The organism is Streptomyces sp. JLBG701 (genome assembly GCF_058544905.1).
Genome location: NZ_CM178588.1, coordinates 8,136,635 through 8,161,085, shown reverse-complemented (window position 1 = coordinate 8,161,085; position 24,451 = coordinate 8,136,635). Strand labels below are relative to the sequence as shown.

The 24,451-nt window shown below is 69.9% G+C and carries 19 protein-coding genes; 12 read left to right on the top strand and 7 right to left on the bottom strand.

Features of this window, described 5'->3' with window-relative positions; translation table 11 throughout:
* Positions 1-48: 48 nt before the first annotated feature.
* The 3 genes from AC5DRG_RS37775 to AC5DRG_RS37765 all read left to right on the top strand — a co-directional run bounded on the left by AC5DRG_RS37775 (position 49) and on the right by AC5DRG_RS37765 (position 3,210).
* On the top strand, positions 49-732 hold the full coding sequence (locus tag AC5DRG_RS37775) for an IclR family transcriptional regulator (RefSeq protein WP_491804199.1): 684 nt from the start codon (positions 49-51) through the stop codon (positions 730-732).
* A gap of 98 nt (positions 733-830) precedes the next feature.
* Positions 831-2,279 carry an NADP-dependent phosphogluconate dehydrogenase gene (gnd, locus tag AC5DRG_RS37770; protein ID WP_491804197.1) on the top strand — a complete coding sequence of 483 codons (1,449 nt, stop codon included), beginning with the start codon at positions 831-833 and terminating at the stop codon, positions 2,277-2,279.
* 214 nt (positions 2,280-2,493) lie between these two features.
* On the top strand, positions 2,494-3,210 hold the full coding sequence (locus tag AC5DRG_RS37765) for an FAD binding domain-containing protein (RefSeq protein WP_491804196.1): 717 nt from the start codon (positions 2,494-2,496) through the stop codon (positions 3,208-3,210).
* A gap of 97 nt (positions 3,211-3,307) precedes the next feature.
* Here AC5DRG_RS37765 and AC5DRG_RS37760 read toward each other — a convergent pair whose 3' ends face one another.
* Together AC5DRG_RS37760 and AC5DRG_RS37755 are read right to left on the bottom strand one after the other, a co-directional pair.
* Positions 3,308-4,063, bottom strand: coding sequence for an NPP1 family protein (locus tag AC5DRG_RS37760; RefSeq protein ID WP_491804195.1), 756 nt, complete (start codon positions 4,061-4,063; stop codon positions 3,308-3,310).
* Positions 4,064-4,248: 185 nt separating this feature from the next.
* Positions 4,249-5,094 (bottom strand): GntR family transcriptional regulator, encoded by an 846-nt coding sequence (locus AC5DRG_RS37755; protein ID WP_491804194.1) that lies wholly within the window; start codon positions 5,092-5,094, stop codon positions 4,249-4,251.
* Between the two features lie 466 nt (positions 5,095-5,560).
* Here AC5DRG_RS37755 and AC5DRG_RS37750 point away from each other — a divergent pair, with 466 nt between their 5' ends.
* The 4 genes from AC5DRG_RS37750 (at position 5,561) to AC5DRG_RS37735 (ending at position 11,142) form a co-directional block, all read left to right on the top strand.
* On the top strand, positions 5,561-6,991 hold the full coding sequence (locus AC5DRG_RS37750) for a cellulose binding domain-containing protein (protein ID WP_491813266.1): 1,431 nt from the start codon (positions 5,561-5,563) through the stop codon (positions 6,989-6,991).
* A gap of 68 nt (positions 6,992-7,059) precedes the next feature.
* Positions 7,060-7,731 carry a winged helix-turn-helix domain-containing protein gene (locus AC5DRG_RS37745; protein ID WP_491804192.1) on the top strand — a complete coding sequence of 224 codons (672 nt, stop codon included), beginning with the start codon at positions 7,060-7,062 and terminating at the stop codon, positions 7,729-7,731.
* Positions 7,728-8,981 (top strand): sensor histidine kinase, encoded by a 1,254-nt coding sequence (locus tag AC5DRG_RS37740; RefSeq protein WP_491804191.1) that lies wholly within the window; start codon positions 7,728-7,730, stop codon positions 8,979-8,981. Before AC5DRG_RS37745 ends, AC5DRG_RS37740 begins: the two co-directional genes overlap by 4 nt.
* Before the next feature lie 232 nt (positions 8,982-9,213).
* Positions 9,214-11,142, top strand: a complete 1,929-nt coding sequence (locus AC5DRG_RS37735; RefSeq protein WP_491804190.1) for a glycoside hydrolase family 9 protein — start codon at positions 9,214-9,216, stop codon at positions 11,140-11,142.
* Between the two features lie 21 nt (positions 11,143-11,163).
* Here the strand turns inward: AC5DRG_RS37735 and AC5DRG_RS37730 are convergent, their stop codons facing one another.
* Positions 11,164-14,067 (bottom strand): alpha-L-rhamnosidase-related protein, encoded by a 2,904-nt coding sequence (locus tag AC5DRG_RS37730; RefSeq protein ID WP_491804188.1) that lies wholly within the window; start codon positions 14,065-14,067, stop codon positions 11,164-11,166.
* Between the two features lie 594 nt (positions 14,068-14,661).
* On the opposite strand from AC5DRG_RS37730, the gene AC5DRG_RS37725 reads away from it, so the two are divergent.
* On the top strand, positions 14,662-16,284 hold the full coding sequence (locus AC5DRG_RS37725; RefSeq protein WP_491813265.1) for a glycoside hydrolase family 76 protein: 1,623 nt from the start codon (positions 14,662-14,664) through the stop codon (positions 16,282-16,284).
* 54 nt (positions 16,285-16,338) lie between these two features.
* A complete protein-coding gene (locus tag AC5DRG_RS37720; protein ID WP_491804187.1) occupies positions 16,339-16,986 on the top strand; it encodes a dihydrofolate reductase family protein in 648 nt (215 codons plus the stop codon).
* A gap of 26 nt (positions 16,987-17,012) precedes the next feature.
* Here AC5DRG_RS37720 and AC5DRG_RS37715 read toward each other — a convergent pair whose 3' ends face one another.
* From AC5DRG_RS37715 to AC5DRG_RS37705, 3 genes are read right to left on the bottom strand one after another with little or no spacing between them, the layout of a single operon-like run.
* A complete protein-coding gene (locus AC5DRG_RS37715; protein WP_491804186.1) occupies positions 17,013-18,215 on the bottom strand; it encodes an ABC transporter substrate-binding protein in 1,203 nt (400 codons plus the stop codon).
* Between the two features lie 57 nt (positions 18,216-18,272).
* A complete protein-coding gene (locus AC5DRG_RS37710) occupies positions 18,273-19,484 on the bottom strand; it encodes a sensor histidine kinase (RefSeq protein WP_491804185.1) in 1,212 nt (403 codons plus the stop codon).
* Positions 19,485-19,521: 37 nt separating this feature from the next.
* Complete coding sequence (locus tag AC5DRG_RS37705; RefSeq protein WP_491804184.1) at positions 19,522-20,178, bottom strand: response regulator transcription factor; 657 nt, start codon at positions 20,176-20,178, stop codon at positions 19,522-19,524.
* Between the two features lie 130 nt (positions 20,179-20,308).
* On the opposite strand from AC5DRG_RS37705, the gene AC5DRG_RS37700 reads away from it, so the two are divergent.
* Positions 20,309-20,857, top strand: a complete 549-nt coding sequence (locus tag AC5DRG_RS37700; RefSeq protein WP_491804183.1) for a hypothetical protein — start codon at positions 20,309-20,311, stop codon at positions 20,855-20,857.
* Between the two features lie 83 nt (positions 20,858-20,940).
* Here the strand turns inward: AC5DRG_RS37700 and AC5DRG_RS37695 are convergent, their stop codons facing one another.
* On the bottom strand, positions 20,941-22,380 hold the full coding sequence (locus AC5DRG_RS37695) for a gamma-aminobutyraldehyde dehydrogenase (protein ID WP_491804181.1): 1,440 nt from the start codon (positions 22,378-22,380) through the stop codon (positions 20,941-20,943).
* Positions 22,381-22,559: 179 nt separating this feature from the next.
* On the opposite strand from AC5DRG_RS37695, the gene AC5DRG_RS37690 reads away from it, so the two are divergent.
* Both AC5DRG_RS37690 and AC5DRG_RS37685 read left to right on the top strand, forming a co-directional pair.
* Positions 22,560-23,078 carry an Lrp/AsnC family transcriptional regulator gene (locus AC5DRG_RS37690; protein WP_491804180.1) on the top strand — a complete coding sequence of 173 codons (519 nt, stop codon included), beginning with the start codon at positions 22,560-22,562 and terminating at the stop codon, positions 23,076-23,078.
* Entirely contained in the window at positions 23,063-24,442 is a 1,380-nt protein-coding gene (locus AC5DRG_RS37685) for an aspartate aminotransferase family protein (protein WP_491804179.1), read from the top strand. The genes AC5DRG_RS37690 and AC5DRG_RS37685 overlap by 16 nt, the downstream gene beginning before the upstream one ends.
* Positions 24,443-24,451: the final 9 nt, after the last annotated feature.

Sequence of the window (24,451 nt, the reverse complement as noted above, 5' to 3'; positions counted from 1 at the left end):
CCCGGCTTTCACTGGATGAAAACGCCCGGATGAGAACACGGGGAGCGCATGGCCGAGAGTGTGGCGGGACGGGTCCTCTCCGTGCTGGACGCCTTCGTGGGCGCGCCGGACACGCTCCGCTTGACGGAGATCGCCCGCCGCACCGGGCTGCCGGTGCCCACCGCCCTGCGGATGGTGCGGGAGTTGGTGGTGTGGGGCGGTCTGGAACGGGCGACGGACGGCTCGTACCGGCTGGGTACCCGGATCCGCGCGCTCGGCGCGGCGGCGCCCTGTCCTCGCGGGCTGCTCGACGCGGCACTCCCGGCGCTGCGCGCCCTGACGACGCGCACCGGCGGCCACGCGGACATCGCCCTGCCGAGCGACGGCACCGCCTTGTGCCTGGTCAGCGGCGAACGGCTGCCGCTGCACGCGACGGCCGCGGGCAAGGTGCTGCTGGCCCACGGCCACGGGCCGCCGTCCGACGTACGGCGTCACACCCCCTACACGGTGACCGTGCCCGGCCCACTCGGCGCCCAGCTGGCACGGATCCGGGCGTCCGGCCTCGCGACGGCCCACGAGGAGTACCGGCTGGGCGAACTCTCCGTCGCCGCCCCGGTGTTGAGGGACGGTGTGCTGGTGGCGGCGGTGTCGGTGACGACGGGCACGACGATGCCGTACGAACGGCTGGGCGCCGCCGTCCGGGAGGCGGCGTCGGTCATCGGTCGGGCACTCGACGCGCCGCCGCGACCGTAGCGGCACCGGTTGTGCCGCTACGAGGGCAACGCAACGGCGTCCGCATACGTACGTGAGGGCAGCACGTGCTCACCACCGGCAAGGGAGAGGCATCCCCGATGAACCCGACGAACCCGTCCGCGCAGATCGGCGTCACCGGACTCGGCGTGATGGGCCGCAATCTGGCCCGCAACTTCGCCCGCCACGGCTACACCGTCGCCGTCCACAACCGCACCGCGAACCGCACGCGCGCGCTCGTCGAGGAGTTCGGCGACGAGGGCACCTTCGTCGCGGCCGAGTCGGCCGAGGAGTTCGTGGCCGCCCTGGAACGCCCGCGCCGGCTCATGATCATGGTGCAGGCGGGCGAGGCCACCGACGCCGTCATCGACGAGTTCGCCCCGCTCCTGGAGAGCGGCGACATGGTCATCGACGCCGGCAACGCCCACTTCGCCGACACCCGGCGCCGGGAGCGCCAACTGCGCGAGCGGGGCCTGCACTTCGTGGGTGCAGGTGTCTCCGGCGGTGAGGAGGGCGCGCTCAACGGGCCGTCGATCATGCCGGGCGGTTCGGCGGAGTCGTACGCCGTCCTCGGCCCGATGTTCGAGAACATCAGCGCGAAGGTCGACGGCACCCCGTGCGCGGCGCACATCGGCAGCGACGGGGCCGGGCACTTCGTCAAGATGGTCCACAACGGCATCGAGTACGCCGACATGCAGCTCATCGCCGAGGCCTACGACCTGCTGCGCCAGGTCGGCGGCTACTCCCCCGCCGAGATCGCGGACGTCTTCCGCACCTGGAACGAGGGCCGGCTCGGCTCCTATCTGATCGAGATCACCGCCGAGGTCCTCGCCCACGTCGACCAGGACACCGGCAGGCCGTTCGTCGACATCGTCGCGGACACCGCGGGCCAGAAGGGCACCGGCCGCTGGACCGTGCAGACCGCCCTGGACCTCGCCTCCCCGGTCACCGCCATCGCCCAGGCCACCTTCGCGCGGGCCGCCTCCGGCCAGACCGAACTGCGCGCCGCCTACCGCGACCTGCCCGGCGGCACCACTCCCCCGCTGAGCCGCACCGAGGCCGACCGGTTCACCGCGCAGGTCGAACACGCCCTGTACGCCTCCAAGGTCATCGCGTACGACCAGGGCTGGACGATGATCCGGGACGCGGCCGTCGAGTACGGCTGGAAGATCGACCTGGGTTCGGTCGCCACGATCTGGCGGGGCGGCTGCATCATCCGCGCCTCGTTCCTCGACCGCATCCGGGCCGCGCACGCCGCCGACCCGGGCCTGGTCAGCCTGCTCGGGGAGAAGGAGTTCGCGACCGAGATCGCGGACGCGCAGGTGCCCTGGCGGGAGACCGTCGCCTCGGCGGCCCGGCGCGGCATTCCGGTCCCGGCCTTCTCGGCCGCCCTCGCGCACTACGACACCCTGCGCGCCGACCGCCTCCCGGCCGCGCTCCTCCAGGGCCAGCGGGACTACTTCGGCGCGCACACCTACCAGCGCACCGACCGCTCCGGCGCTTTCCACACCCACTGGGCACGGGCGGGCCGCCCGGAGACGGTGGCCTGAGCGGGGTCCGTATCTCTCCAGCTCCCCCCGCTTTCTCCATGAAGGTCACGCCCCCCGCGGCGGTCGGGGGGCGCACGGAGTGGACCCGTGAACCCTGTATGCGCCCCTGGTGGGCTGGGGAGAATACGTGTGGCCAGTTGTCATCTGGCCGCGGTGGCGCGTTCCCTACCGGGTTCCGCACCGCGAACCTTCCCGGGAAAGCAGGTCGGGTGCCGTGTTGTTGCGTCTTCCCACGTCCGTGTCCGAAGTGCAGGAGTGTGTCGCCGAAGGAGCGACGCCGATAGGCGGGGCGACTCTCGTGTGGGCGGCGTTTCAACGGGACGGGTTTCCTCAACAGGCCGTGTCACTACGCGAGTTGCCGGAGGCCAACGCTATCGGACCCGAGGTGCTCGGCGCGGCGGTGCTGCTGAGCCAGATCGACGACCGCGTTCCGGAGGTGCTGCGCCGGGCGGCCTCCACGGTGGGAACGGGAGCCGTGCGCCGTACGGCCACGGTCGGCGGCAACATCGTCGGCAGCGCGCTGCGCTGTCTGCTGCCCGCGGCTCTCGTCCTGGACGCCCGCGCGACGGTCCTCGAACCGGACAGCGTCTACGAGACCGACCTCGCCGAGGTCCTGGCGAAGCGCCCCCTCCTGCTCGACCTCCACTGGAGCGCCCCGCTGGCCAGCAGTTACCGCAAGCTGCCCGGCGAGGCGGGCGGCCCCCCGCCCCTCGTGGTCGCCGCCGCCGTACACGCCGAGGGCGGCGGCACACGGCGCCTGCGTGTCGCCGTCCGCGACGGCTACGAGGTGCTCAGCGCGAGCACCCCGTGCGACACGGATGCAGAAACGGTCCACCAGGCCCTGGACCGCACGGACATCGGCACGCTCCCCGTCAGCGCCCGGGAAGTGGTCCACCAGCAGGTCACCTACGTGCTGTCCCGCTCCGCCTAGAGCTGAGCGAACCCCCGCACACGGACCCCCGTACGTGGGTCCCCGGAGCGTCCGGGGACCCACGTGCCGGAGGCGACCGCCAATTGGGGCCGTTCGGTCAGGCGTTGGGGTCGAAGGTGATGCCGGACGGCAGGGCCTTCGTGAGGTGGGCGGCGAAGTTGGCGTCCTTGAGGCCGAAGTTGGCGCTGCCGAAGTCGTAGGCGCTCAACTTGTCCCGCAGGCCCGCCGGGTAGCCGTTCCAGCCGACCAGGTCCGGGTACTGCCAGGTGCCGTAGGCGTTCTCCGGCGGCTCGTCGTTCGCGTTGGCGAGACGGAAGTCGTGCGTGCTCAGGCCGTCCTTCTGGTACACGATCTTGGGGTGGTTGCCGTCCCAGCGGACGTCGCCGGCGGCGTGCACGGTGAAGTCGCCGTGGTTGGACGTGGAGACGTACTTGGCGGTGCCGTTCTGCACCCAGACCACGACGTGCTCCCAGTCGTGGCGGTGGCCGCCGATGGTCGCCTGGTCCTTCTCGAAGTACAGGCCGTACATGATCGCGCACCAGCCGTTGTTGCACTTCTCGCGCGAGTAGCCGTTGGTGTTGTCCAGGTCCGAGGCGTCATGGCACTCGCCGCTGGCCGAACCGGACGGGTTGAGACCGCCGTTGATCGTTCCGTCGGGGCCGATGGCCGGGGTGGGGTAGCAGCCGTCGGTGTCGTAGTCGTAGGCCGGCTGCCAGGTCTTCTCCAGGTCGTCCGCGTTGGCGGGGAGCGCCGCGGGCGGGGCGGCGAAGGCGCTGCTGGGGAGGGCGACGACCAGCGCCACGGCACTGGCGAGGATGAGCGAGGCCCGGCGGATGCGTGCACTTCTCTGCACTGAGTTCTCCTGAAAGGACTGCGTGGGGGTGGGGGCAAGCGGTTTCTTCGCTTGCCGGAGCCAACCCTCACGCGAGTGATTGAGTAACTCAAGCTTTTTCAGGTGTCGGAGGAGTGAAGGAGCAACGAACATGCGGGCGCGGAGAGTTGGGGCGGGAGACCGTGACCGAGAAGGCACTCGGCGCCTCACCCTCCCGACTGGATGTCCCCCCGCGTGGACGACGCGATCGTGTCGCGGTGAGCGAAGTCGCCCGGGGGGATACCGGGATGGTGTCCGAGCGGGTCCGGCGACGCGGTGGCGGTGGCCGTGGGGCCGAGGGTGAGGCGGGAGACGATGCGGTAGCGGTCGCCGCGGTAGATCGAGTGGACGTACTCGACGGGCTGGCCGGTGGTGTCCGAGGTGAGCCGCTCGAAGAGCAGCGCCGGGGACAGCTCGGGTACGTCGAGCAGCTCGGCCTCCGCCCGGGTGACGACGGTCGGCTCGATCGCCTGTACGGCCTCCTGGACGTGCACACCGTGCTGCTCCCGCAGGTGCTCGTACAGGTCGCCGACCTCCAGCTCCTGGGCCGACAGGTTGGGGACCAGGTCGGCCCTGATGTGCAGATGCTCGATGGCCATCGGAGCGCCGTCGACCAGACGCAACCGCGCCACGTACACGATCTCGGCGGCGGGTGAGATACGCAGTTTGCGGCCCACGCGCGCGCCCGCCGGGATGGTCGTGAACTCCAGGAGCCGGCTCGACCAGGCCCCGGAGGCCTGCGGCACCGTCATGGACTGTCGGCCGGAGACGAGTTCCTGGGTGATCTTCTCGGGTGCCACGAACATGCCGCGCCCGTGTTCCCGTACGAGCAGTCCCGCGGCGACGAGTTCATCGACCGCAGCACGCAAGGTCGGGCGGGAGACGCCCAGTTGGGCACAGAGGACGCGCTCGGAGGGGATGGCGTCCCCGGGGTGGTGTGACTCGACGAGGTCGAGGATGAAGTCGCGAACGCGCTCCCGCTTGAGAACCGCACCTGGTTCGTCGGCCTTCATGTGCGCCCCCTCCCTGATTCGCGGAATCCCCAGTTAACCACTTACCAGTTGACCAGTTGACCGGTGAGGCGATCGTCCAGATCTCGACCGGCCTTCGCGCCAAAATCCTTCGCAGCAGCGGGGGTTGACGCCTTCGATTGGTCTATGCCACCTTCATCCCCACATCAACAGGTGAGCTGTCCAGTGGGCCTCACTGGTCAGGTGGTCAGGTCATGCCCTCCAGAGGTGAACCATGCCCGCGCACCGACCCGCACCCAGTCTCTGGTTCCTCGGCCGGATCGGCGATCACCTCGTCCGAAACGGGCGCCGCCCGGTCGGCCGGGCCGAGACCGGCGCCGAACTGCCCCTGGACTTCATCGAGTACCTCACCTATCGCGGCTGTGCGCCGTACGGCGCCACCCCTGAACCCCATCCCCCTGACCTGTCCATTCCGGGAATCACCCCACCTTTCTGGAGAGGAACAACGATGAGATTCGCCGAGAACCGGCTACGCGCCACCGCATCCGCCGCCGTCGCGGTGGCCATGGGCGCCGCCGCGCTCACCGCGCTCCCGGCCGGCACCGCCAGCGCGGCCGGCGAGGGGCTGAGCGTCCAGTACCGTACGAGCGCCACGGGAGCCAGCGCCGACCAGGCCGAACCCTGGTTCAAGGTGAAGAACACCGGGACCGCGAGCGTGCAGTTGAGCGGCGTCAAGGTCCGCTACTACTTCAAGGCCGACTCGGCGAGCGCGAGTTACCGCTTCGCCTGTTCCTGGGCCGTCAAGGGCTGCGCCAACGTCACGGGCGCCTTCGGCACGCTCGCCAACCCGACCGCCACCGCCGACCGTTACCTGGAGATCGGCTTCACCTCCGGTGCCGGCACTCTCGCCCCGGGCGCCGACACCGGCGACATGCAACTGCGCTTCTACCAGTCGACGTGGCAGCCCCTGAACCAGAGCGACGACTACTCGTTCGGCGCCTCCCAGACGTCGTACGGCGACTGGTCGAAGGTCACGGCCCAGCTGGCCGGCACCACCCTTTGGGGCCAGGCCCCGGCGGGCAACGACCCTACGACCCCGCCCACGGACCCGCCGACCGATCCTCCCGCCGACGCCGCCACACTGTTCGACGACTTCAACTACAGCAGTCACAGCGACCCGAACATCTCGGCGCACGGCTGGAGCGTGCGCTCAAACTCCGGTGGCCCCGGCGTGTCCGGCGCCACCTGGGCGCCCGAGAACGTCACCTTCGCCACCACCAGCGGCAACTCCATCATGAACTTGGAGACCTCGACCGCCGGCACCGGAGCGAGCACCGAACAGACCGAAATCCTCACCCAGGCACGGAAGTTCAAGAACGGCACCTACGCGGCCCGGGTCAAGTTCAACGACGCGCCCAAGTACGGCCCGGACGGCGACCACCTCGTCCAGACGTTCTTCGCCATCAACGACCTCACGGCACCGCTCGCGGACGACTACGCCGAGTACGACTTCGAGTACCTGCCCAACGGCGGCTGGGGCGAGCCGTCGAACATCCTCTACACGACGTCCTGGGAGACCTACCAGGCCGACCCGTGGGTGGCGGTCAACCAGCACACCGAGGCCCGGCAGAGCTACGCCGGCTGGCACGACCTGGTGCTGACCATCGACAACAGCAGCATCAAGTACTACATCGACGGCCAGCTCTTCGGCACCCATGACGCCGCGTACCTGCCGGAGCGGCCGATGTCGATCAACTTCAACCAGTGGCTGATCGACTTCGGCGGCCTGACCAGCAGCACCGCGCGGGCGTACGACCAGCAGGTCGACTACGTCCTCCACGTCGAGGACCAGGTCCTCACCCCGGCGCAGGTCGCCGCGAAGGTGACGGCCTACCGCAGCGCGGGCACCACGTTCCAGGACACGGTCCCCAGCAGCTGATCCCCGTACTCGACGCCGGGGCCTGTGGCTCAGCGGGCCCCGGCACCCACACCCTCTAAGCTCCGGCCATGCGCGTATTGGTCTTGGAGGACGACCCCGAGCTGGGGCCCGTCGTCGCTGCTCAGCTGCGGGGTGCGGGGTTCGCGGTGGACCTCGCTCGGACTCTGGCCGAAGCGGATCTCAAGCTCTCCGTCAACAGTTACGACTGTGTCGTGGCCGACCGCTCGGTCCCGGACGGCGACTCCCTCACGCTGCTCGCCGCGCATCGGCGCACGGGGTCGGCGTTGCCCTTTCTGCTGCTGACGGCGCTGGACGCGGTGAGCGACCGGGTGGCCGGCTTCGAGCACGGGGCGGACGACTACCTGGTCAAGCCCTTCGCCTTCGCCGAACTGGTCGTACGCGTGCGGGCGTTGTGCCGCAGGGAGCAGCCCGCGCGGCTGCCGGTACTGCGGGCGGGTGACCTGGAGGTCGACCTTCCGCGCCGCCGCGTGTCCAGGGCCGGAGTGCTGCTCAGCCTCTCCGCCAAGGAGTTCGCGGTCCTTGAGCTGCTGATGCTGCGCGCGGGCGAGGTCGTCACGCGCACCGAGCTGATCGAGAGCTGCTGGGACGAGGCGAGCGAGCCGATGTCCAACGTCGTGGACGTCCTCATCGGCCAGCTGCGCCGGCGGCTCGGGCCGCCCGATCCGATCGGAACGGTGCGCGGCGTCGGCTACCGGCTGGGCGACGGGGCGCAGGCGTGACCCGCCGGGCTTCCCTTTCACCAGCCGTGGCCCGGCTGCGGCGCACCCGCCGACTGATGACCCTCCTGTTCGCCTCGACGACCGCCGCCTGTCTCGTCGTACTGGCCACGGTCGCCATCCGCATCGACGCCGAATCCCGCCGCTCCGGCCTCGACCACGAGGTCGACAGCCGCGCCGTCGGCCTGTCGCGGGCGGTCTGGTTCGACGCGGGGGCGCTGCACCTGGAGCCGTTGGGTGAGGACGAACTCGCGCGGGGCGCCGAGGTGTTGGCGGTCATGCAGGCGGGGCGCGGAGAGTCGCCGTCGCTGCGGAACGTCGTTCCCGCGCGCTCGGCGCTGCCCGGTCAGGACCGGCTCGACCAGGTCTGGCAGCGAGTCCTGGAGGAACAGGAGACCGTCGTCGTCACCGCCCCCTCCTCCGACGGCGGGCGGCTGAGATGGGCGGCGGCCCCGGTCTGGGACGACGACCGGATCGGTGCGGCCGTGCTGGTCGGCACGGAGCTGGCACGCAGCGAACACGATCACGACCTCCTCGTGCGCTGGCTGGCGCTCGGCTGCACGGCTCTGGTCTGCTGCGCGGCTGCGGTCGGCCACCTGCTGTCCGGCCGGGCCATGCGGCCTGCCCTGCGCGGGCTGGAGCAGCAGGAACAGTTCCTGGCGGAGGCGGCGCACGAGCTGCGTACGCCGCTGGCCACGTTGCGGTTGGTAGTGGAGCGCGGTCGTCCTTCCGACGAGGCCCTACGGCTGGTCGACCGGCTGAGCCGGCTGGTCACCGGGCTGCTCGCCAGGGCCCGTATGGAGGCCGGTGCGACACGGGCCGAGCTGGTGCCCCTGCGCCTCGACCAGCTGGTGGAGACCACGGTCGAGGAGCTGCCGGACCACGAGAGCGTCACGGTGAACGCCGAGCCGGTGGTGGTGCTCGGGGACCCGGACCTGCTGGCCCAGGCGGTACGGAACCTGGTGGAGAACGCCCAGCGGCACGGCGGCCCGGCCGGGTCGCCGGTGGAGGTCACGGTCGCGCCGGGCATGGTCACGGTCCGCGACCATGGGGCGGGCGTGCCGCTCGCGGACCGGGAGCGGGTCTTCGACCGGGGTGTCACCGGGGGTTCCGGAGCCGCTTCGGGTACGGGCGCGGGGCTGGCCATCGTCCGCTGGGTCGCCGAGCTGCACAACGGGACCGCTCACCTGACGGACGCGCCCGGAGGCGGCCTGATCGCCGAGCTGCGACTCACTCCGCTGGAGGTGCGGTGACAAACCTGCGGGCCGGTGGGGGCTGATCGCACAGTTCCCCGCGCCCCTGACGGGGCGCTGTACGCACCGGACTTCACCGGTCCTGCTTAGAACCTGCGGTTCGGCAGCGCCCTAAGGGGCGCGGGGAACTGCGCGACCAGCCACGACGGCGCCGCAGCAAAACGACGACACATCGCGCCCCCGCATCCTCATCCTCATCCTCATCTCATGAAGTCCCCGGCACCGTAGGCGCATGATCCCTCCGCGCAACCCCCGGCTGCTGCTCGGCACCGCCGCGGGACTCAGCACCCTGGTCCTCGCCGTGAACCTGCACGGCCTGCCGTACGGCGGTGCCTCGACCAACGTGGCCGTCCGGGTCGACCAGGTCGGCTACATCCGCGGCGAGGAGAAGCAGGCCTACGTCATGGGACCCAAGGCGGCTCTGGCCGGAGCACGCTTCAAGGTGGTCGACGCCAAGAACAAGGTCGTCGCGGCAGGCAGGCTCGGAGCCTCCACCGGCCACTGGAACGCCAAGTACCCCTCCGTGCGCACCGCCGACCTCTCCGCCCTGGACACCCCCGGCACCTACCGCATAGTCCTCACCGGCACCGCGTCCGGCCGCTCCCCCGCCTTCCGGATCGCCGACGCCGACGAGCTGATGACCCCGCTCGTCCGGGACAACATCCGCTTCCTCCAGGCCCAGCGCGACGGAGCCGACGTGCTTCCCGGCGCCATGCCACACGGACCTTCCCATCTGGCCGACGAGGACGCGACCGTCTACGCCGAGCCGGACTACGACGAGGAGGGCACCGAGCTGCTCGACGAGTTGACCCCGACCGGTGACCGGGTCGACGTCTCGGGCGGCTGGTTCGACGCGGGCGACTTCCTCAAGTTCACCGCCACCACCTCCTACTCGGTCGCCGAACTCCTGCTCGCCCAGCGCGACTTGCCGGACATGGAGGAGCTCTCCGACGAGACCGCGCACGGGCTGGACTGGCTGGACAGGATGTGGGACGAGGACAGCGAGACCCTCTACGCCCAGGTCGGCATCGGCGCGGGCAACGAGAACGCACGGTCCGATCACGACGTGTGGCGGCTGCCGGAGGCCGACGACCGACTCGACGTGTCCCCCGGCGACCCGGACTACACGATCAAGCACCGTCCGGTCTTCCGCGCGACCGACCCGGGTGAGCCGATCAGCCCGAACCTGGCGGGCCGGGTGGCCGCGGCCTTCGCCCTCGCCGCACAGCACGCGGCCGACACGGACCCGGAGGAGGCCCAAGCCTGGCTGGACAAGGCCGCCGCCGTCTACGACCTCGCCGACACCGACCACGACCCCGACGAGCCGCTGGTCACCGCGTTCCCCGGCGCCTTCTATCCCGAGGACTCGTGGCAGGACGACATGGAGTTCGGCGGCGCCGAACTGGCCCTGGCCGCAAGGCAACTCGGGGATGACAGGGAGAGCGCCTGGACCGACGCCGCGACCGGCTGGGCCGGCGACTATCTGGACTCCGACGTCAAAGGCACCCTCAACGTCGCGGACGTCAGCGCCCTGGCCCACGTCGACCTGGCCACCGTCCTGGACGGCACCCGCACGAACGGCATCGGGACCGAGGAGCTGCACGAGGACCTGCGCCGCCAGCTGGAGGACGGCGTCGACCGCGCCGGGCACGACCCGTTCCGGGCGGGCGCCGTCTACGACGACTTCGACGCCGTACCGCACACCTTCGGCCTGGTGGCCACCGCCCGCCTCTACGCCGAGGCCACCGGAGACACCGACTACGAGGCCTTCGCCGGCCGGCAGCGCGGCTGGGCCCTCGGCGCCAACGCCTGGGGCACCAGCTTCGTGATCGGCGCGGGCGAGGTCTACCCGCACTGCCCGGAACACCAGTTGGCCAACCTCAGGGGCAGCCACGACGGCAAGGGCGCCATCCTGCGCGGAGCCGTGGTCAACGGCCCCAACGAGGCCTCAAAACTTGAGGAGTTGAACGGCTTCCCGACGATGAAGAAGTGCACGGCCGCCCCGCCGACCGGAGCCTGGACCGACTTCGACGGCAAGGGCGCACGGTACGTCGACGACGTGGGCGCCTGGCAGACGGTGGAGCCCGCACTGGACTTCACGACGACGGCACTGCTGGCCTTCGCCCTCACCGCACAAGGCGAAGGAGGCGAAGGCCAGTAGCCGGGACTGTCCTGGCGCTCCTCAGGAGGTGAGGTAGCAGGACTTGCTCACGCCGGGCAGCGGATCGGTGCCGAATGCCGCCGTCGTGCAGGCGGTGCCGCCGGTGAACGACTTGTAGAGGAAGCGGCCCCGGGCTCCGTAGGCGACGGTCTGCTGTCCGCTGAAGGCGCACGTGCCGCCTTCGGCGGAGCAGCTGGTGGCGTAGCCGGCCGGGCCGCCGGTGGCGGTGTAACAGGCCTTCGACTCACCGGGGATCGGGTCGCCGAACGTGGCGTCGGTGCAGGCGGTGTCGCCGGTGGCCGTCCTCGTGGTGAACGCACCGAAGGCGCCGTACATCACCGGCTGGCCGGCCGCGGCCGGGCAAGTGCCGTTCTGGTCCGCGCACTTGGTCCAGCCGCCGGCCGGCGCTCCGGCGGGCGGCAGGTAGCAGGACTTGACGACGCCGTCGATGGGATCGCCGAAGTGGGCGTTGGTACAGGCGACGGAGCCGTTGGTGACCTGGTGGGCGAAGTTGCCGTTGGCGCCGTAGGCGACGTCACGGTTGTAGCCGGGTACGGCGCAGGTGCCGGCCTCGGCCGCGCAGACGGTGTATCCGGGCGGGCCGCCCGCGTCGGCGACGTAGCAGGACTTGACGAGGTTCGACGCCGGGTCGCCGCCGAAGGAGGCGTTGGTGCAGGCGGTGCCGGCGGTCACCGTCTTGTACCTGTACGTCCCTGCCCCGTAGGCCACCGCGCGAGTGCCGCTGAAGGAACACGTGCCGCCCTCACCCGCGCACCGGGTGAAGCCCGCGCGCAGGGCGCCGGTGCCGGGTTCGGCGGGCGGAGCGGGATTGCCCAGGCCGGTGGCGGTCACGGTGTAGCTGCCCGGGGCGACGCCGGTGAAGTAGACGTACGTGTCGTCCTGGCTCGCGCCGGTGATTCCCGACGTGGGCGTGAAAGTCCCGTTGTTCCAGACGACGTTGCCGTTCACGGACACCGAGATGTTGGAGCCGCCGAACTTCGGGACGCCGATGCGGCCGGTGGTGCCGGACGGGCTGGTCAGGTGGGCCGAGTAGGTGCCGGCGGCGGGGTCGCGGGACCAGGACGCGTTGATGGCGCCCTGGGGCATGGTGATGCGGCCCTCGGCGCTGGTCAGGTCGCCGGGGTGCGGGACGAAGCGATAGGCGCCGTTCGACGACTCCGGAGCGGTGCCGAGCACGTCGAAGGTGAGCGTGGAGGTGGGCGCGGTGGACCAGCCGTGGGCCAGGCTCATGAACGAACCGCCGTAGGCGAGACCGCCGTCGGCCTTGACGCCCTCCCAGAAGGTGCTCTTGGTGCCGATGTCGCTGTTCAGCATGTGGCCCCAGGTGCGGCGGATCTGCGCGAGGGCGCCGTAGTCGTCGTTGGCGGTGAAGCGGGCGTTGAGCTCCATGCCGCCGGCGAAGGGCGATACGTTGCTGCCCCATTCGGGGGTGGTGGGGCCGTAGATGCCCCAGTTGTTGCCGAGCCCCGCGATGATGCTCTGCGACTTGGCCGTGGAGTCGGTCAACCCGTACCAGACCGCAAGGGAGTTGCCGTCCTGCGGGTACAGGGCGCTGGTCGGGTTGTCCTTGTACATGCCCTTCGAGGCGTCCCACAGAAGGGAGTTGGCCGCGGTTTTGATCGCGGCAGCCTTGCCGGCCCAGCTCGTGGCAAGCGCGCTGTCGCCCTCGACCGTGGCCAGGGTGACGCCGCCCTTGAGCGCGGCGTACAGCAGCGCGTTGGCGGAGATGTTCTCGCCGCCCTGGCCCGCCCGGGCCCAGTCCTGGGTGCGGGTCACGTTGAGCAGGTTGTTGCCGTCGATCTTGTTGATGATGAAGGCCATCGAGCGCTTGTAGTTGGCCCATTGGGAGTCCAGCCACGCACGGTCGGCGGTGTACGTGTAGTACGTGGCCGTGCCCAGCAGGGTCCAGGTGTGGTAGGTGTCCGAGCCGGTGAGGTTGAACGGCGGTCCCGACCAGGGGATTTCACCCTCCGCGGACGCCGCGTTGAACATCGTGGTAAGCGCGTTGCGCGTCGAGGTGAGGTCGTTGGAGTAGGCGTACTGCGTGGGTACGGCGATGCCCAGGTCGCCGGGCCACACCGTACGGTCGCGCTTGGCGCCGTCGACCAGGACCGAGTCGCCCACGCCGACGGTGGCGCCGTTGTCCCACTCCGAGGCCGGCGGGGGCCAGGCGCGGCCCTGGTTCGAGGCGATCGTGTTGAGCTGCACGGTGTACGCCCCCGCATACCAGATGCTGTTGAGCAACTCGTCGCTGGAGGAGAAGTAGTTGGCGTAGTCGGCCGGGTTGGCCTTCCCCGGAGCCGCGGTGAACGCGAGGCTGACGCCCTTGAGATCCACCCAGCCCGAGGTGTCGAGAAAGACGGTCAAGTAGCGGAAGCCGCCCCGCTGTTGAGCGGTGGGCACGGTGTAGGTGCCGTCGGCGGAGGCCGTGGCGTAGAGCGCCCCGTCCTCTCCGTCGCGTCCGCTGCTGCGGTCGCTGTTGTTGCCCACGTACAGGGATGACTCGCTGAAGGCCAGACCGACGCGCTGACCGCTGTCACTGACGGCCCCGAAGGACAACGTTGTCACGCCCGCGACCTCTTTGCCGAAGTCGAGCGTGATGGCCGACTGCGAGCCGGAGATCCGCGTCGACTGTCCGCTGAGGACGTTCTGCGGGTTCGCGACGCTCCCGGCCGTGCGATGGACGGCGGTCGGCTTGAGGGTGCGTGAGGTCGGCGAGTAGTTCACGGCGGCAAGCTCCGCTCGGAGTCCGGACGTTGAGGTTGCCGACGCCTCCTCGGACACGGAGGGGGCGGCGCCGGCGGACGGCGCGAGAGCCATGACCGGCGCCACTGCCACGGCCATGGCCAGGCCGAGCAATCGGTACCGGCCTGGCGGTCTGCTCAGCGGGGAACGACGACGCATGGGAACCTCCCGGAGCGGGTGCGGAAACATGGAAGCCTGCGGGTCTGAAACGATTCAAAATCACGGTCCACGAGACCCCAACGCCTGACCGGACAGGGGGATGCACGAGAAGCCTCGTCGAAGTTCCACCGATGATGGGCGCGCGGAATCGGGGTGTCAACCCGTCGCGGCCACCGGGAACTCCCTTACGACGGACTCCTGTTGAGGGCATTGACAGGGCCCCGCCAAGCCGGTTCACTGCCCCGGAGACAGGTATGGACCAGTGCTCCATTCCGGCCCGGCTCGGCGAGAGCCGCCGGCCCCAGTCGCGCCCGCCGACCGGCGTCCCCCATCGTTGAATCGAGGCGAGTTCGGGTGTCCTTCCGCAGCTCAGACAACGTTGTCAGATCACGCTTCCTCGTCTTCCTCCTCGCGGCCGCTCTCGCGTTCGTGGCACTGGTCCCGGCCGCGACGCCCGCGGCCGCCGCCACCCCGGTGTGCGTCCTGGCCTGCGACGCGCTGGACCCCTCACAGGCCCGCCAGGAGAGCTTCCCGGTGCCGACCAAGAACCTCAACGGCCGCCGCCTCCAACTGCACGTCTCCGACGCGGACGACATGGCGTGGGCCAGCATCGACGAGGGCACGACCGGCAACTCGGTGTGGCTGGACCGCTCCTGGGACGGCGGCGCCACCTGGGAAGGACTGCTGGGCAAGGCGAGCATCCCGAGCACGTGGACCGGCACCAGGACCCTGATGTACAACATCACCGACCCCCGCAACCACCGCCGCGGACTGGTCCGGGCATGCGGCGACGCGGCCGCCGTCGGCTGCACGGACTGGGTCTACCCCACCGTCTGCGACACGCTCTGCGACGGCACGAGCGCCGCCCAGGCGGCCGGCGACGACCAGCCGGTTGGCTCAACTACCCTCTACGGCCGCACGATCCGCCTCCACGTGGACCAGAAGAACTCCATGGCCTGGGCGAGCATCGACACCGGAGGCGCCGGCGACGAGATCTGGCTCGACCGCTCCTGGGACGGTGGCGCCACCTGGCCGGACGGCTCCTCCCTCGGCCGTACGAGCACGCCATCCGGAGCCACCGGCACCCGTACCACGATGTACGCCACCCGCGACCCGCGCGGCCTCCTCTACGGCGGCGCGGTCCGCGCCTGCGGCCGCGAGGCGAGCCACAACGAGGGCAGTTGCACCGCCTGGGTCAGGCCCGCGCCGACCAGGGCGCGCGCCGCGGCGGACGCGCTGATGACCTCGTACGACCCCTACAACGGCTGGTGGCCGAGCAGTTGGTGGAACTCCGCCGCCACCCTCACCTCCCTCATCGACTTCGCGAGGACCACCGGCAGGCACGACTACGACTGGGCCATCGCGCGCACCTTCGAGCAGAACAAGGGAGTCTTCGCGGCCGGAGTGCGCAGCACGGACGCGATCGAGGGCCACTTCGTCAGCCGGGCCATCGACGACGCGGGCTGGTGGGCCATCGCCTGGCTCGACGCGTACGACCACACCGGCGAGGCCCGCTATCTCGACGAGGCGGTGACCATCGCCAACTACGTTCAGCAGTACTGGGATCCCAGCTCCTGCGGCGGGGGCGTGTGGTGGGACCGTGAGCGGACGTACAAGAACGCGGTGACGAACGGGCAGTACCTCTGGCTGACCACGGCCCTGCAGCAGCGCATCCCGGGCGACACGGTGTGGCTCCAGCGGGCGCAGACGTCCGCCGCCTGGTACAAGGCCAGCGGGATGATCAACTCCTCGGGGCTTGTGAACGACGGGCTGACCTCGTCCTGTGCCAACAACGGCAGCACCGTGTGGAGTTACAACCAGGGACTGGCCATCGGCGCCTTCACCGAACTGTGGAAGACGACCGGCGACAGCTCGATGCTGACCCTCGCACGAACCCTGGCCGACGCCGCGATCAGCAGCCCGGCGCTGACCCGGGACGGAGTGCTCACCGAGTCCTGCGACATCGGCTCGGCATCCTGCGACGACAACCAGAAGCAGTTCAAGGGCATCTTCATGCGGCACTTCGCCGACCTCGCGAAGGTCACCGGTTCGAGCACCTACCAGGCGTACATCCAGAAACAGGCGGACACCCTGTGGGCGCAGGACCGCACCTCTCTCAACGCCCTGGGCCAACGCTGGGCCGGCACCACCCCCAACCAGACCGATTGGCGTACGCAGGCCAGCGCACTGGGAGCGCTCACCGCGGCGGCGAACTAACGTTGGAGCAGTGGGACGAAGCTCGACCTGTAGAAGGAGAGGGTGTCGCCAGCCATGTCACTCGCCCGAGTCCACAACTTCTCCATCTCGCTCGACGGCTTCGGCACCGGTGAGGGTCTGAGCCGTGACGCGCCGTTCGGCCACGCCGGTGAACGGCTGCACGAGTGGATGTTCACCACCCGCTTCTGGCACGAGATGACCGACCGACCCGGCGGAACCGGCGGCGTCGACGACGCCTTCGCGCGACAGTTCGAGCCGGGGATCGGCGCCGAGATCATGGGCGCCGGGAAGTTCGGCTACCCCGGATGGCACGACGACCCGGACTGGAAGGGGTGGTGGGGCCCCAACCCGCCCTTCCACACACCGACGTTCATCCTCACCCATCACCCACGCCCGTCGATCGAGATGGAGGGCGGCACGACGTTCCACTTCCTCGACGCCTCGCCCGCCAAGGCCCTGGAGACGGCCCGCGAGGCCGCGGACGGCCAGGACGTACGCATCGGCGGGGGCCCGGCCGTGGTCCGCGACTTCTTCGCCGCCGGGCTCATCGACCACCTGCACATCGTGGTGGCCCCGATCCTGCTCGGCCGAGGCGTACGCCTCTGGGACGGCCTGGAGGATCTTGAGAAGGACTACGAGGTCGAGGCCACGTCCTCACCCACGGGAGTCACGCATGTGACGTTCACCCGAACGGGCCTCTGACACTCCTGCGCGTGACCGCACCCTCCCTACAACCCCACAATCGCGTTCCACCTCTTCGCGAACTCCACCCGCTCCGTCGACGTGATGTCCCGCGCGATCGCAAGCCGCTTACGCATCGCAGCGTCGGGAAAGATCAGCGGATCCTCGGCAAGGGCGGCCGTGTCCTTGTCCTTCGACGAGGCGAGGACGTCCTGGGCGCCGGGGACGGGGCAGACGTAGTTGACCCAGGCGGCCAGTTCTGCTGCCACCGCCGGCTCGTAGTAGTAGTCGATCAGGGTCTCGGCGTTCGCCTTGTGGCGGGCCAGGTTCGGGATCATCAGGGACTCCGCCCACAGCTCGGCGCCCTCCTCGGGGACGACGAAGCGGATGTCGGGATCGTCGGCCTGGAGCTGGATGACGTCGCCCGAGTAGGCCTGACAGGCCAGGACGTCGCCGCTGGAGAGGTCCTTGATGTAGTCGTTGCCGGTGAAGCGGCGGATCTGCTTGCGGGCCACCTGCTTCTCGACCTGGTCGCACACCTGGTGGAAGTCGTCCGCCTTCCACTGGGTGATGTCGACGCCGTTGCCCTGCATCAGCAGCGCGAACGCCTCGTCCAGGCCGGACAGCAGCGTGACGCGGCCCTTCAGGTCGCTCGCCCACAGGTCGGAGACATGGCGGATCTCCCGGCCCAGCCTGCGGCGGTTGTACGCGATTCCGGTGATGCCCGACTGCCACGGCACCGTGAACTTGCGGCCGGGGTCGAAGGCGGGCGAGCGGAGCAGCGGGTCGAGGTACTTCGTCACGTTGGGCTGCCGGGCCCGGTCCATCTCCTGCACCCAGCCGAGCCGCACGAACCGTGCGCACATCCAGTCGCTGATGACGATGAGGTCGCGGCCGGTCTGCTGGTGGTTCATCAGGGCCGGGCTGATCTTGCCGAAGAACTCGTCGTTGTCGTTGATCTCCTCGATGTAGTCGACGGAGATCCCCGTCCGCTTCTCGAACGCCTCCAGCGTCGGCCGCCTGGTCTCGTCGTTGTCGTCGGTGTCGATGTACAACGGCCAGTTCGCCCAGGTCAGCCGTTTGTCACTGGCGGACAGATCGGCGGCGGCCCGGTCACCGGGCGACACATACGCGGCGGGCACACCACAGCCGGCGAGCGCACCGAGCGCGGCGGTACCGCCCAGCGCACGCAGGAGGGAGCGACGGGACGGCGAGGCCGAGAAGGCGGACGTCTTCGGGGTGGGGGGCATCCAGGCAGCATGCCCCCACCGCCTGTGGCCGGACAATGGACGCTGCGTCGAGCGGAATCAGACGGACCCGACACCTTGTCGATCAGCCCCTATATCTCGTACGTCCATGTCGGGCATCCGCGTGACAGCGGCCGCCGCCCCCTCGTACCGCGGCAGGCTCACCTCCACCGTCAGCCCGCCCCGCGGCTGCGTCCGCGCCAGCACCCGGCCCCCGTGCGCGGCGACCACGGCGGCGACGATGGACATGCCGAGGCCGAGCCCGTCCCGCCTGCGCACCCGCTCCGGGCCCAGCCGCCGGAACGGCTGGAACAGCCCCGCCGCCTCGTCGGCCGGGATCACCGGCCCGCTGTTGGCGATCCGCAGGCCGGGCCGGCCGGCCGCGTCGAGGCCGGTCCACACGCTCACCCAACCCTCCTCGCCCTCCGGCAGGTTGTGGCGTACGGCGTTGTCGGCGAGGTTGACGACCAGCCGCTCGATCAGCTGCGGATCCCCGAGCACGGGAGCGGGGTCGAGACGGGCCTCGACGCGGGGACCGCCGTCCGGCAGCCGCTCCCGCACCACCTTGGCCAGGTCGACGAACTCCCGCCGCTCCAGCCCCCGTTGACTGCGCGCCAGCGTCAACAGGGCGTCGATCAGCCGCTCCTGCTCCTGCCCGGCCGCCCGCACCCGAAGACACGCGGCCCGCAACGCCTGAGGCGAAGCATCGGGATCGGCGAGTGCCACGTCCACGATGGTCTGCTGAAGCGTGAGCGGGGTGCGCAGTTCGTGCGAGGCGTTGGCGACGAACCGCCGCTGCGCCTCGAACGCCCCCTCCAACCGCGCCAGTACGTCGTCGAAGGTGTCGGCCATCGCCTTCAACTCGTCGTCGGGACCGGGCGCGGCGAGCCGCTCATGAAGGTTGTCGGCGGAGATACGACGAGCGGCGGCGGTCATCGTCCGCAGCGGAGCGAGGACCCGCCCCGCCATCAGCCAGCCCAGCACCACCGACGCCAGCGTCATCACCGCGAGCGCGACACCGGCCCCGACGAGCAGGCTGTGCAGGGCCTCGGCGCGCAGGATCTCGACGTACGCGGTGAGGGTGGCCTCGGGCACGGGGGCACCGGGGCCGACCGTCGCCTCGGGCGCCTCGGCCGAGCCGGTCATCGTCGCCCCGGTCTCGGTGGAGTGCGCCGCGAGCGCGTACGTGAAGCCGAGCAGTCCGGCGCCGCCCACCATGAACAGGGCGCTGTAGAGCAGGGTCAGTCGCGAGCGAATGCTGCGCGGTCCCACGGGATTCCACCTCATCTGCCGCCGCCCCTCCCGGAGTTCACCGGATCCGGTATCCGGCCCGCTCGACCGTCTCGATCAGCGGCGGCTCCCCCAGCTTGCGCCGGAGCCGGCTCACCGTGACCTTGACGGTCTGGCTGAAGGGGTCGGCCGCCTCGTCCCAGGCCCGCTCCAGGAGTTCCTCGGTCGAGACGACGGCCCCCTGCGCGGCCAGCAGCATCTCCAGTACCGCGAACTCCTTGGGGCTGAGGGCGAGTCCACTTCCGCTACGGGTCGCCTGCCGCCGGGCAGGGTCGAGCCGCAGTTCCCCCCTGAGCAGGACCGGCGGCAGCGCGGGCTGCGCACGTCGCGCCAACGCCCGTATCCGCGCGACGAGTTCGGTGAACGCGAACGGCTTGGACAGATAGTCGTCGGCCCCGAGACCGAGCCCGGCGACCCGGTCGGCCACCGTCCCGGCCGCCGTCAGCATCAGCACCCGCGCCCGGCTGCCCTCCGCCGCCAGCGTCCGGCACACCTGGTCGCCGTGGATGCCGGGCAGGTCGCGGTCGAGTACGACGACGTCGTAGCCGTTGATCTGGGCGCGCTCCAGCGCGGTCGCCCCGTCGAAGGCCACGTCGACCGCCATCCCCTCCCGTCGCAGGCCCCCGGCGACGGTCTCGGCGAGCTCTTCGTGGTCCTCGACCACCAGCACACGCATGGGGTCAGTTAACCGGCCGGCCGGTTACAGGGCGATAAGCCCGACCGTTCCCGTGCCGTAACCGCCCCTGCGGTGAGCTGAGTTCAAACCGCACCGCCGTCCACGAACGACCGGAAGGACCGACACCTCCATGCGCACCATGCTGCACACCCGGCACCGATACGCCTTCGTCGCCTGCGCCCTGCTGTCCGCCGCCGCACTGGGCACGGTCACGGCATCGGCGGCCACGGCGACCGGCACCCACCAGACAGGGATCGCCTCCGGGCACGCCAAACACACCAAGCCCGGCACCCCGCCCGAGGGAGCCGGCCTGTGGGTGGCCTACACCCCGACCGAGAACGCACCCGACGACGTCAACGACGCCAACCCGAAGTTCGCCGCGTGCATGAAGGAACAGGGCCAGAAGTACTTCCCGGACTTCCACGCGTCCAAGGACGAGGAGGGCCACGTACGCCTGGAGGTGAGGATGTCCGCCGGCAAGGGCTTCGACCCGACGTCGGACGCCTACCAGGACGCCATCAAGACCTGCGCCCCGATCGTGGAGGAGACGGGCCTCACCTTCACCGACGACCTGCCCCCGCTCCCCGGAAAGCCGGGCAAGGGCGGCGGCACGACCGAGGACGGGACCCCGTCCCTGCACACGGAGCCCGAGACCTTTACAGGCTCACAGACCGCCTGACCACCCGGAGGGGGGAACACCGCGGCCCCGGACGGAAGTTGATCCGTCCGGGGCCGCGCGCTTGTCTCAACGCCTGCGAATGCTTACCCGTCGAGCGACGTCATGACGTGCTTGATCCGCGTGTAGTCGTCAAACCCGTACGCCGACAGATCCTTGCCGTACCCGGACTTCTTGAACCCACCGTGCGGCATCTCGGCAACCAGCGGAATGTGCGTGTTGATCCAAACGCACCCGAAGTCAAGGGCCTTGGACAGCCGCATCGCACGAGCGTGATCCTTGGTCCACACCGAGGACGCGAGGGCGTAGTCGACCCCGTTCGCCCACTCGATGGCCTGCGCCTCGTCCGAGAAGGACTGGACGGTGATGACGGGCCCGAAGACCTCGTTCTGGATGATCTCGTCGTCCTGCTTCAGTCCCGACACCACCGTCGGAGCGTAGAAGTAGCCGACCTCACCGACCCGGTGACCACCGGACTCGACCTTGGCGTGGGCCGGCAGCCGCTCGATGAACCCGGAGACCTGCTTGAGCTGGTTGGGGTTGTTGAGGGGCCCGTACAGCACATCCTCGTCATCCGGCTGGCCGGTCTTGGTCTCGGCGGCGGCCTTCGCGAGCGCGGCCACGAACTCGTCGTGGATGCCCGCCTGGACGAGGACGCGCGTGGCGGCCGTACAGTCCTGCCCGGCGTTGAAGAAGCCCGCGACGGAGATGTCCTCGACGGCCTTGGCGATGTCGGTGTCCTCGAACACGACGACCGGCGCCTTGCCGCCCAGCTCCAGGTGAACCCGCTTGAGATCCTTGGCCGCGGACTCGGCGACCTGCATGCCGGCCCGCACGGAGCCGGTGATGGAGGCCATGGCCGGGGTCGGGTGCTCGACCATCAGACGGCCGGTCTCGCGGTCACCGGTGATGACGTTGAAGACACCCTTGGGCAGGACCGAGCCGATGATGTCGGCGATGAGGACGGTCGAGGCCGGAGTGGTGTCGGACGGCTTGAGCACGACCGTGTTGCCCGCGGCCAGCGCCGGCGCGAACTTCCATACGGCCATCATCATCGGGTAGTTCCACGGCGCGACCTGCGCGCAGACACCGATCGGCTCGCGGCGGACGATGGAGGTCATCCCCTCCATGTACTCGCCGGCCGCACGCCCCTCCAGCATCCGGGCCGCGCCCGCGAAGAAGCGGATCTGATCGACCATCGGCGGGATCTCCTCGGACCGCGTGAGCCCGATCGGCTTGCCCGTGTTCTCCACCTCGGCGGCGATGAGTTCCTCGGCACGCTCCTCGAACGCGTCCGCGATCTTCAGGAGGGCCTTCTGGCGCTCGGAGGGGGTCGCGTCGCGCCAGGCCGGGAAGGCCGCGGCGGCGGCCGCCATCGCGGCGTCCACGTCCGCCGCCCCGGACAGCGGCGCTGTCGCGTACGCCTCGCCGGTCGCGGGGTTGACCACTTCGGTGGTCCGTCCGTCGGCGGCGTCCCGGAACTCACCGTCGATGTAATTGCGCAGACGACGCAGCTCGGTGCTCACTGCCGGCCCTCCAAGTTCGGGTACCCAATGACTGATGTCCACTGGCTGAGACACCCACCCTAATCCGTGGCCCCACGTTTTCAACACCCCCACTCCCCCGATATCTGCGAAATCCGCAAGCTACATGCTCGTAAACAACGAATTTCATCGCATCGGCCTTGCGGAACTGTCGAGACGTCGTGCACAGTGAGCTGGTGGCCAGTCGAAGCGCAGACCCCAGGGACTCCCGCGAGTCCAGGAACGGCAGCACCCCTCAGTTGGATGCCGTCTCCCTCGCCATCATCGAGCAGCTCCAGGAGGACGGCCGCCGGCCGTACGCCGCGATCGGCAAGGCCGTCGGCCTCTCCGAGGCGGCCGTGCGCCAGCGCGTCCAGAAGCTGCTCGACCAGGGCGTGATGCAGATCGTCGCCGTCACGGACCCGCTCACCGTGGGCTTCCGGCGGCAGGCGATGGTCGGCATCAACATCGAAGGCGACACCGAGTCCGTGGCCGACGCGCTGACCGCCATGTCGGAAGTCGAGTACGTGGTGATGACCGCGGGCTCGTTCGACCTCCTCGCCGAGATCGTCTGCGAGGACGACGACCACCTGCTGGACGTCATCAACAAACGCATCCGGGCCCTTCCCGGCGTGCGCTCCACCGAGAGCTTCGTCTACCTCAAGCTCAAGAAGCAGACCTACATGTGGGGAACCCGATAACCGTGAGCAAGGACCTCAGCCGAACCGCGTACGACCACCTGTGGATGCACTTCACCCGCATGTCCTCGTACGAGAACTCCCCCGTCCCCACGATCGTGCGGGGCGAGGGCACCTACATCTACGACGACAAGGGCAAGCGCTACCTCGACGGTCTCGCGGGGCTGTTCGTGGTCCAGGCCGGTCACGGGCGCGTGGAGCTCGCCGAGGCGGCCTTCAAGCAGGCGCAGGAGCTGGCGTTCTTCCCCGTGTGGTCGTACGCCCATCCGAAGGCCGTGGAGCTGGCCGAGCGGCTCGCCCACCACGCGCCCGGCGACCTGAACAAGGTCTTCTTCACCACGGGTGGCGGTGAGGCGGTCGAGACCGCCTGGAAGCTCGCCAAGCAGTACTTCAAGCTCACCGGCAAGCCGACCAAGTACAAGGTCATCTCCCGCGCGGTCGCCTACCACGGCACCCCGCAGGGCGCCCTGTCCATCACCGGCCTGCCGGCCCTGAAGGCCCCCTTCGAGCCGCTGGTCCCCGGCGCGCACAAGGTCCCGAACACCAACATCTACCGCGCCCCGCTGTTCGGCGACGACCCGGAGGCCTTCGGCCGCTGGGCCGCCGACCAGATCGAGCAGCAGATCCTCTTCGAGGGCCCGGACACGGTCGCCGCGGTCTTCCTGGAGCCGGTGCAGAACGCGGGCGGCTGCTTCCCGCCCCCGCCGGGTTACTTCCAGCGGGTCAGGGAAATCTGCGACCAGTACGACGTACTTCTCGTCTCCGACGAGGTCATCTGCGCCTTCGGCCGCCTCGGCACGATGTTCGCCTGCGACAAGTTCGACTACGTCCCGGACATGATCACCTGCGCCAAGGGCATGACCTCGGGCTACTCTCCGATCGGCGCCTGCATCATCTCCGACAAGCTGGCCGAGCCGTTCTACAAGGGTGACAACACCTTCCTGCACGGCTACACCTTCGGCGGCCACCCGGTCTCCGCGGCGGTCGGCCTCGCCAACCTCGACCTCTTCGAGCGCGAGGGCCTCAACCAGCACGTCCTCGACAACGAGGGCGCCTTCCGCTCCACCTTGGAGAAGCTGCACGACCTGCCGATCGTCGGCGACGTCCGCGGCAACGGCTTCTTCTACGGCATCGAGCTGGTGAAGGACAAGCACACCAAGGAGTCCTTCAACGACGAGGAGACCGAGCGCGTGCTCTACGGCTTCCTCTCCAAGGCCCTCTACGACAACGGCCTGTACTGCCGTGCCGACGACCGCGGCGACCCGGTCGTCCAGCTCGCCCCGCCGCTGATCTCCAACCAGGAGACCTTCGACGAGATCGAGCAGATACTGCGCGCCACGCTGACGGAGGCGTGGACCAAGCTGTGATCAGCTGAG

Coding starts and splice junctions, on each gene's coding strand:
- AC5DRG_RS37775 (WP_491804199.1), top strand. CDS start 49: ATGGCCGAGAGTGTGGCGGGACGGGTCCTCTCCGTGCTGGACGCCTTC.
- gnd (WP_491804197.1), top strand. CDS start 831: ATGAACCCGACGAACCCGTCCGCGCAGATCGGCGTCACCGGACTCGGC.
- AC5DRG_RS37755 (WP_491804194.1), bottom strand. CDS start 5,094: ATGAAGGCCGACGAACCAGGTGCGGTTCTCAAGCGGGAGCGCGTTCGC.
- AC5DRG_RS37750 (WP_491813266.1), top strand. CDS start 5,561: ATGAGATTCGCCGAGAACCGGCTACGCGCCACCGCATCCGCCGCCGTC.
- AC5DRG_RS37745 (WP_491804192.1), top strand. CDS start 7,060: ATGCGCGTATTGGTCTTGGAGGACGACCCCGAGCTGGGGCCCGTCGTC.
- AC5DRG_RS37735 (WP_491804190.1), top strand. CDS start 9,214: ATGATCCCTCCGCGCAACCCCCGGCTGCTGCTCGGCACCGCCGCGGGA.
- AC5DRG_RS37730 (WP_491804188.1), bottom strand. CDS start 14,067: ATGCGTCGTCGTTCCCCGCTGAGCAGACCGCCAGGCCGGTACCGATTG.
- AC5DRG_RS37725 (WP_491813265.1), top strand. CDS start 14,662: ATGGCGTGGGCCAGCATCGACGAGGGCACGACCGGCAACTCGGTGTGG.
- AC5DRG_RS37720 (WP_491804187.1), top strand. CDS start 16,339: ATGTCACTCGCCCGAGTCCACAACTTCTCCATCTCGCTCGACGGCTTC.
- AC5DRG_RS37715 (WP_491804186.1), bottom strand. CDS start 18,215: ATGCCCCCCACCCCGAAGACGTCCGCCTTCTCGGCCTCGCCGTCCCGT.
- AC5DRG_RS37705 (WP_491804184.1), bottom strand. CDS start 20,178: ATGCGTGTGCTGGTGGTCGAGGACCACGAAGAGCTCGCCGAGACCGTC.
- AC5DRG_RS37700 (WP_491804183.1), top strand. CDS start 20,309: ATGCGCACCATGCTGCACACCCGGCACCGATACGCCTTCGTCGCCTGC.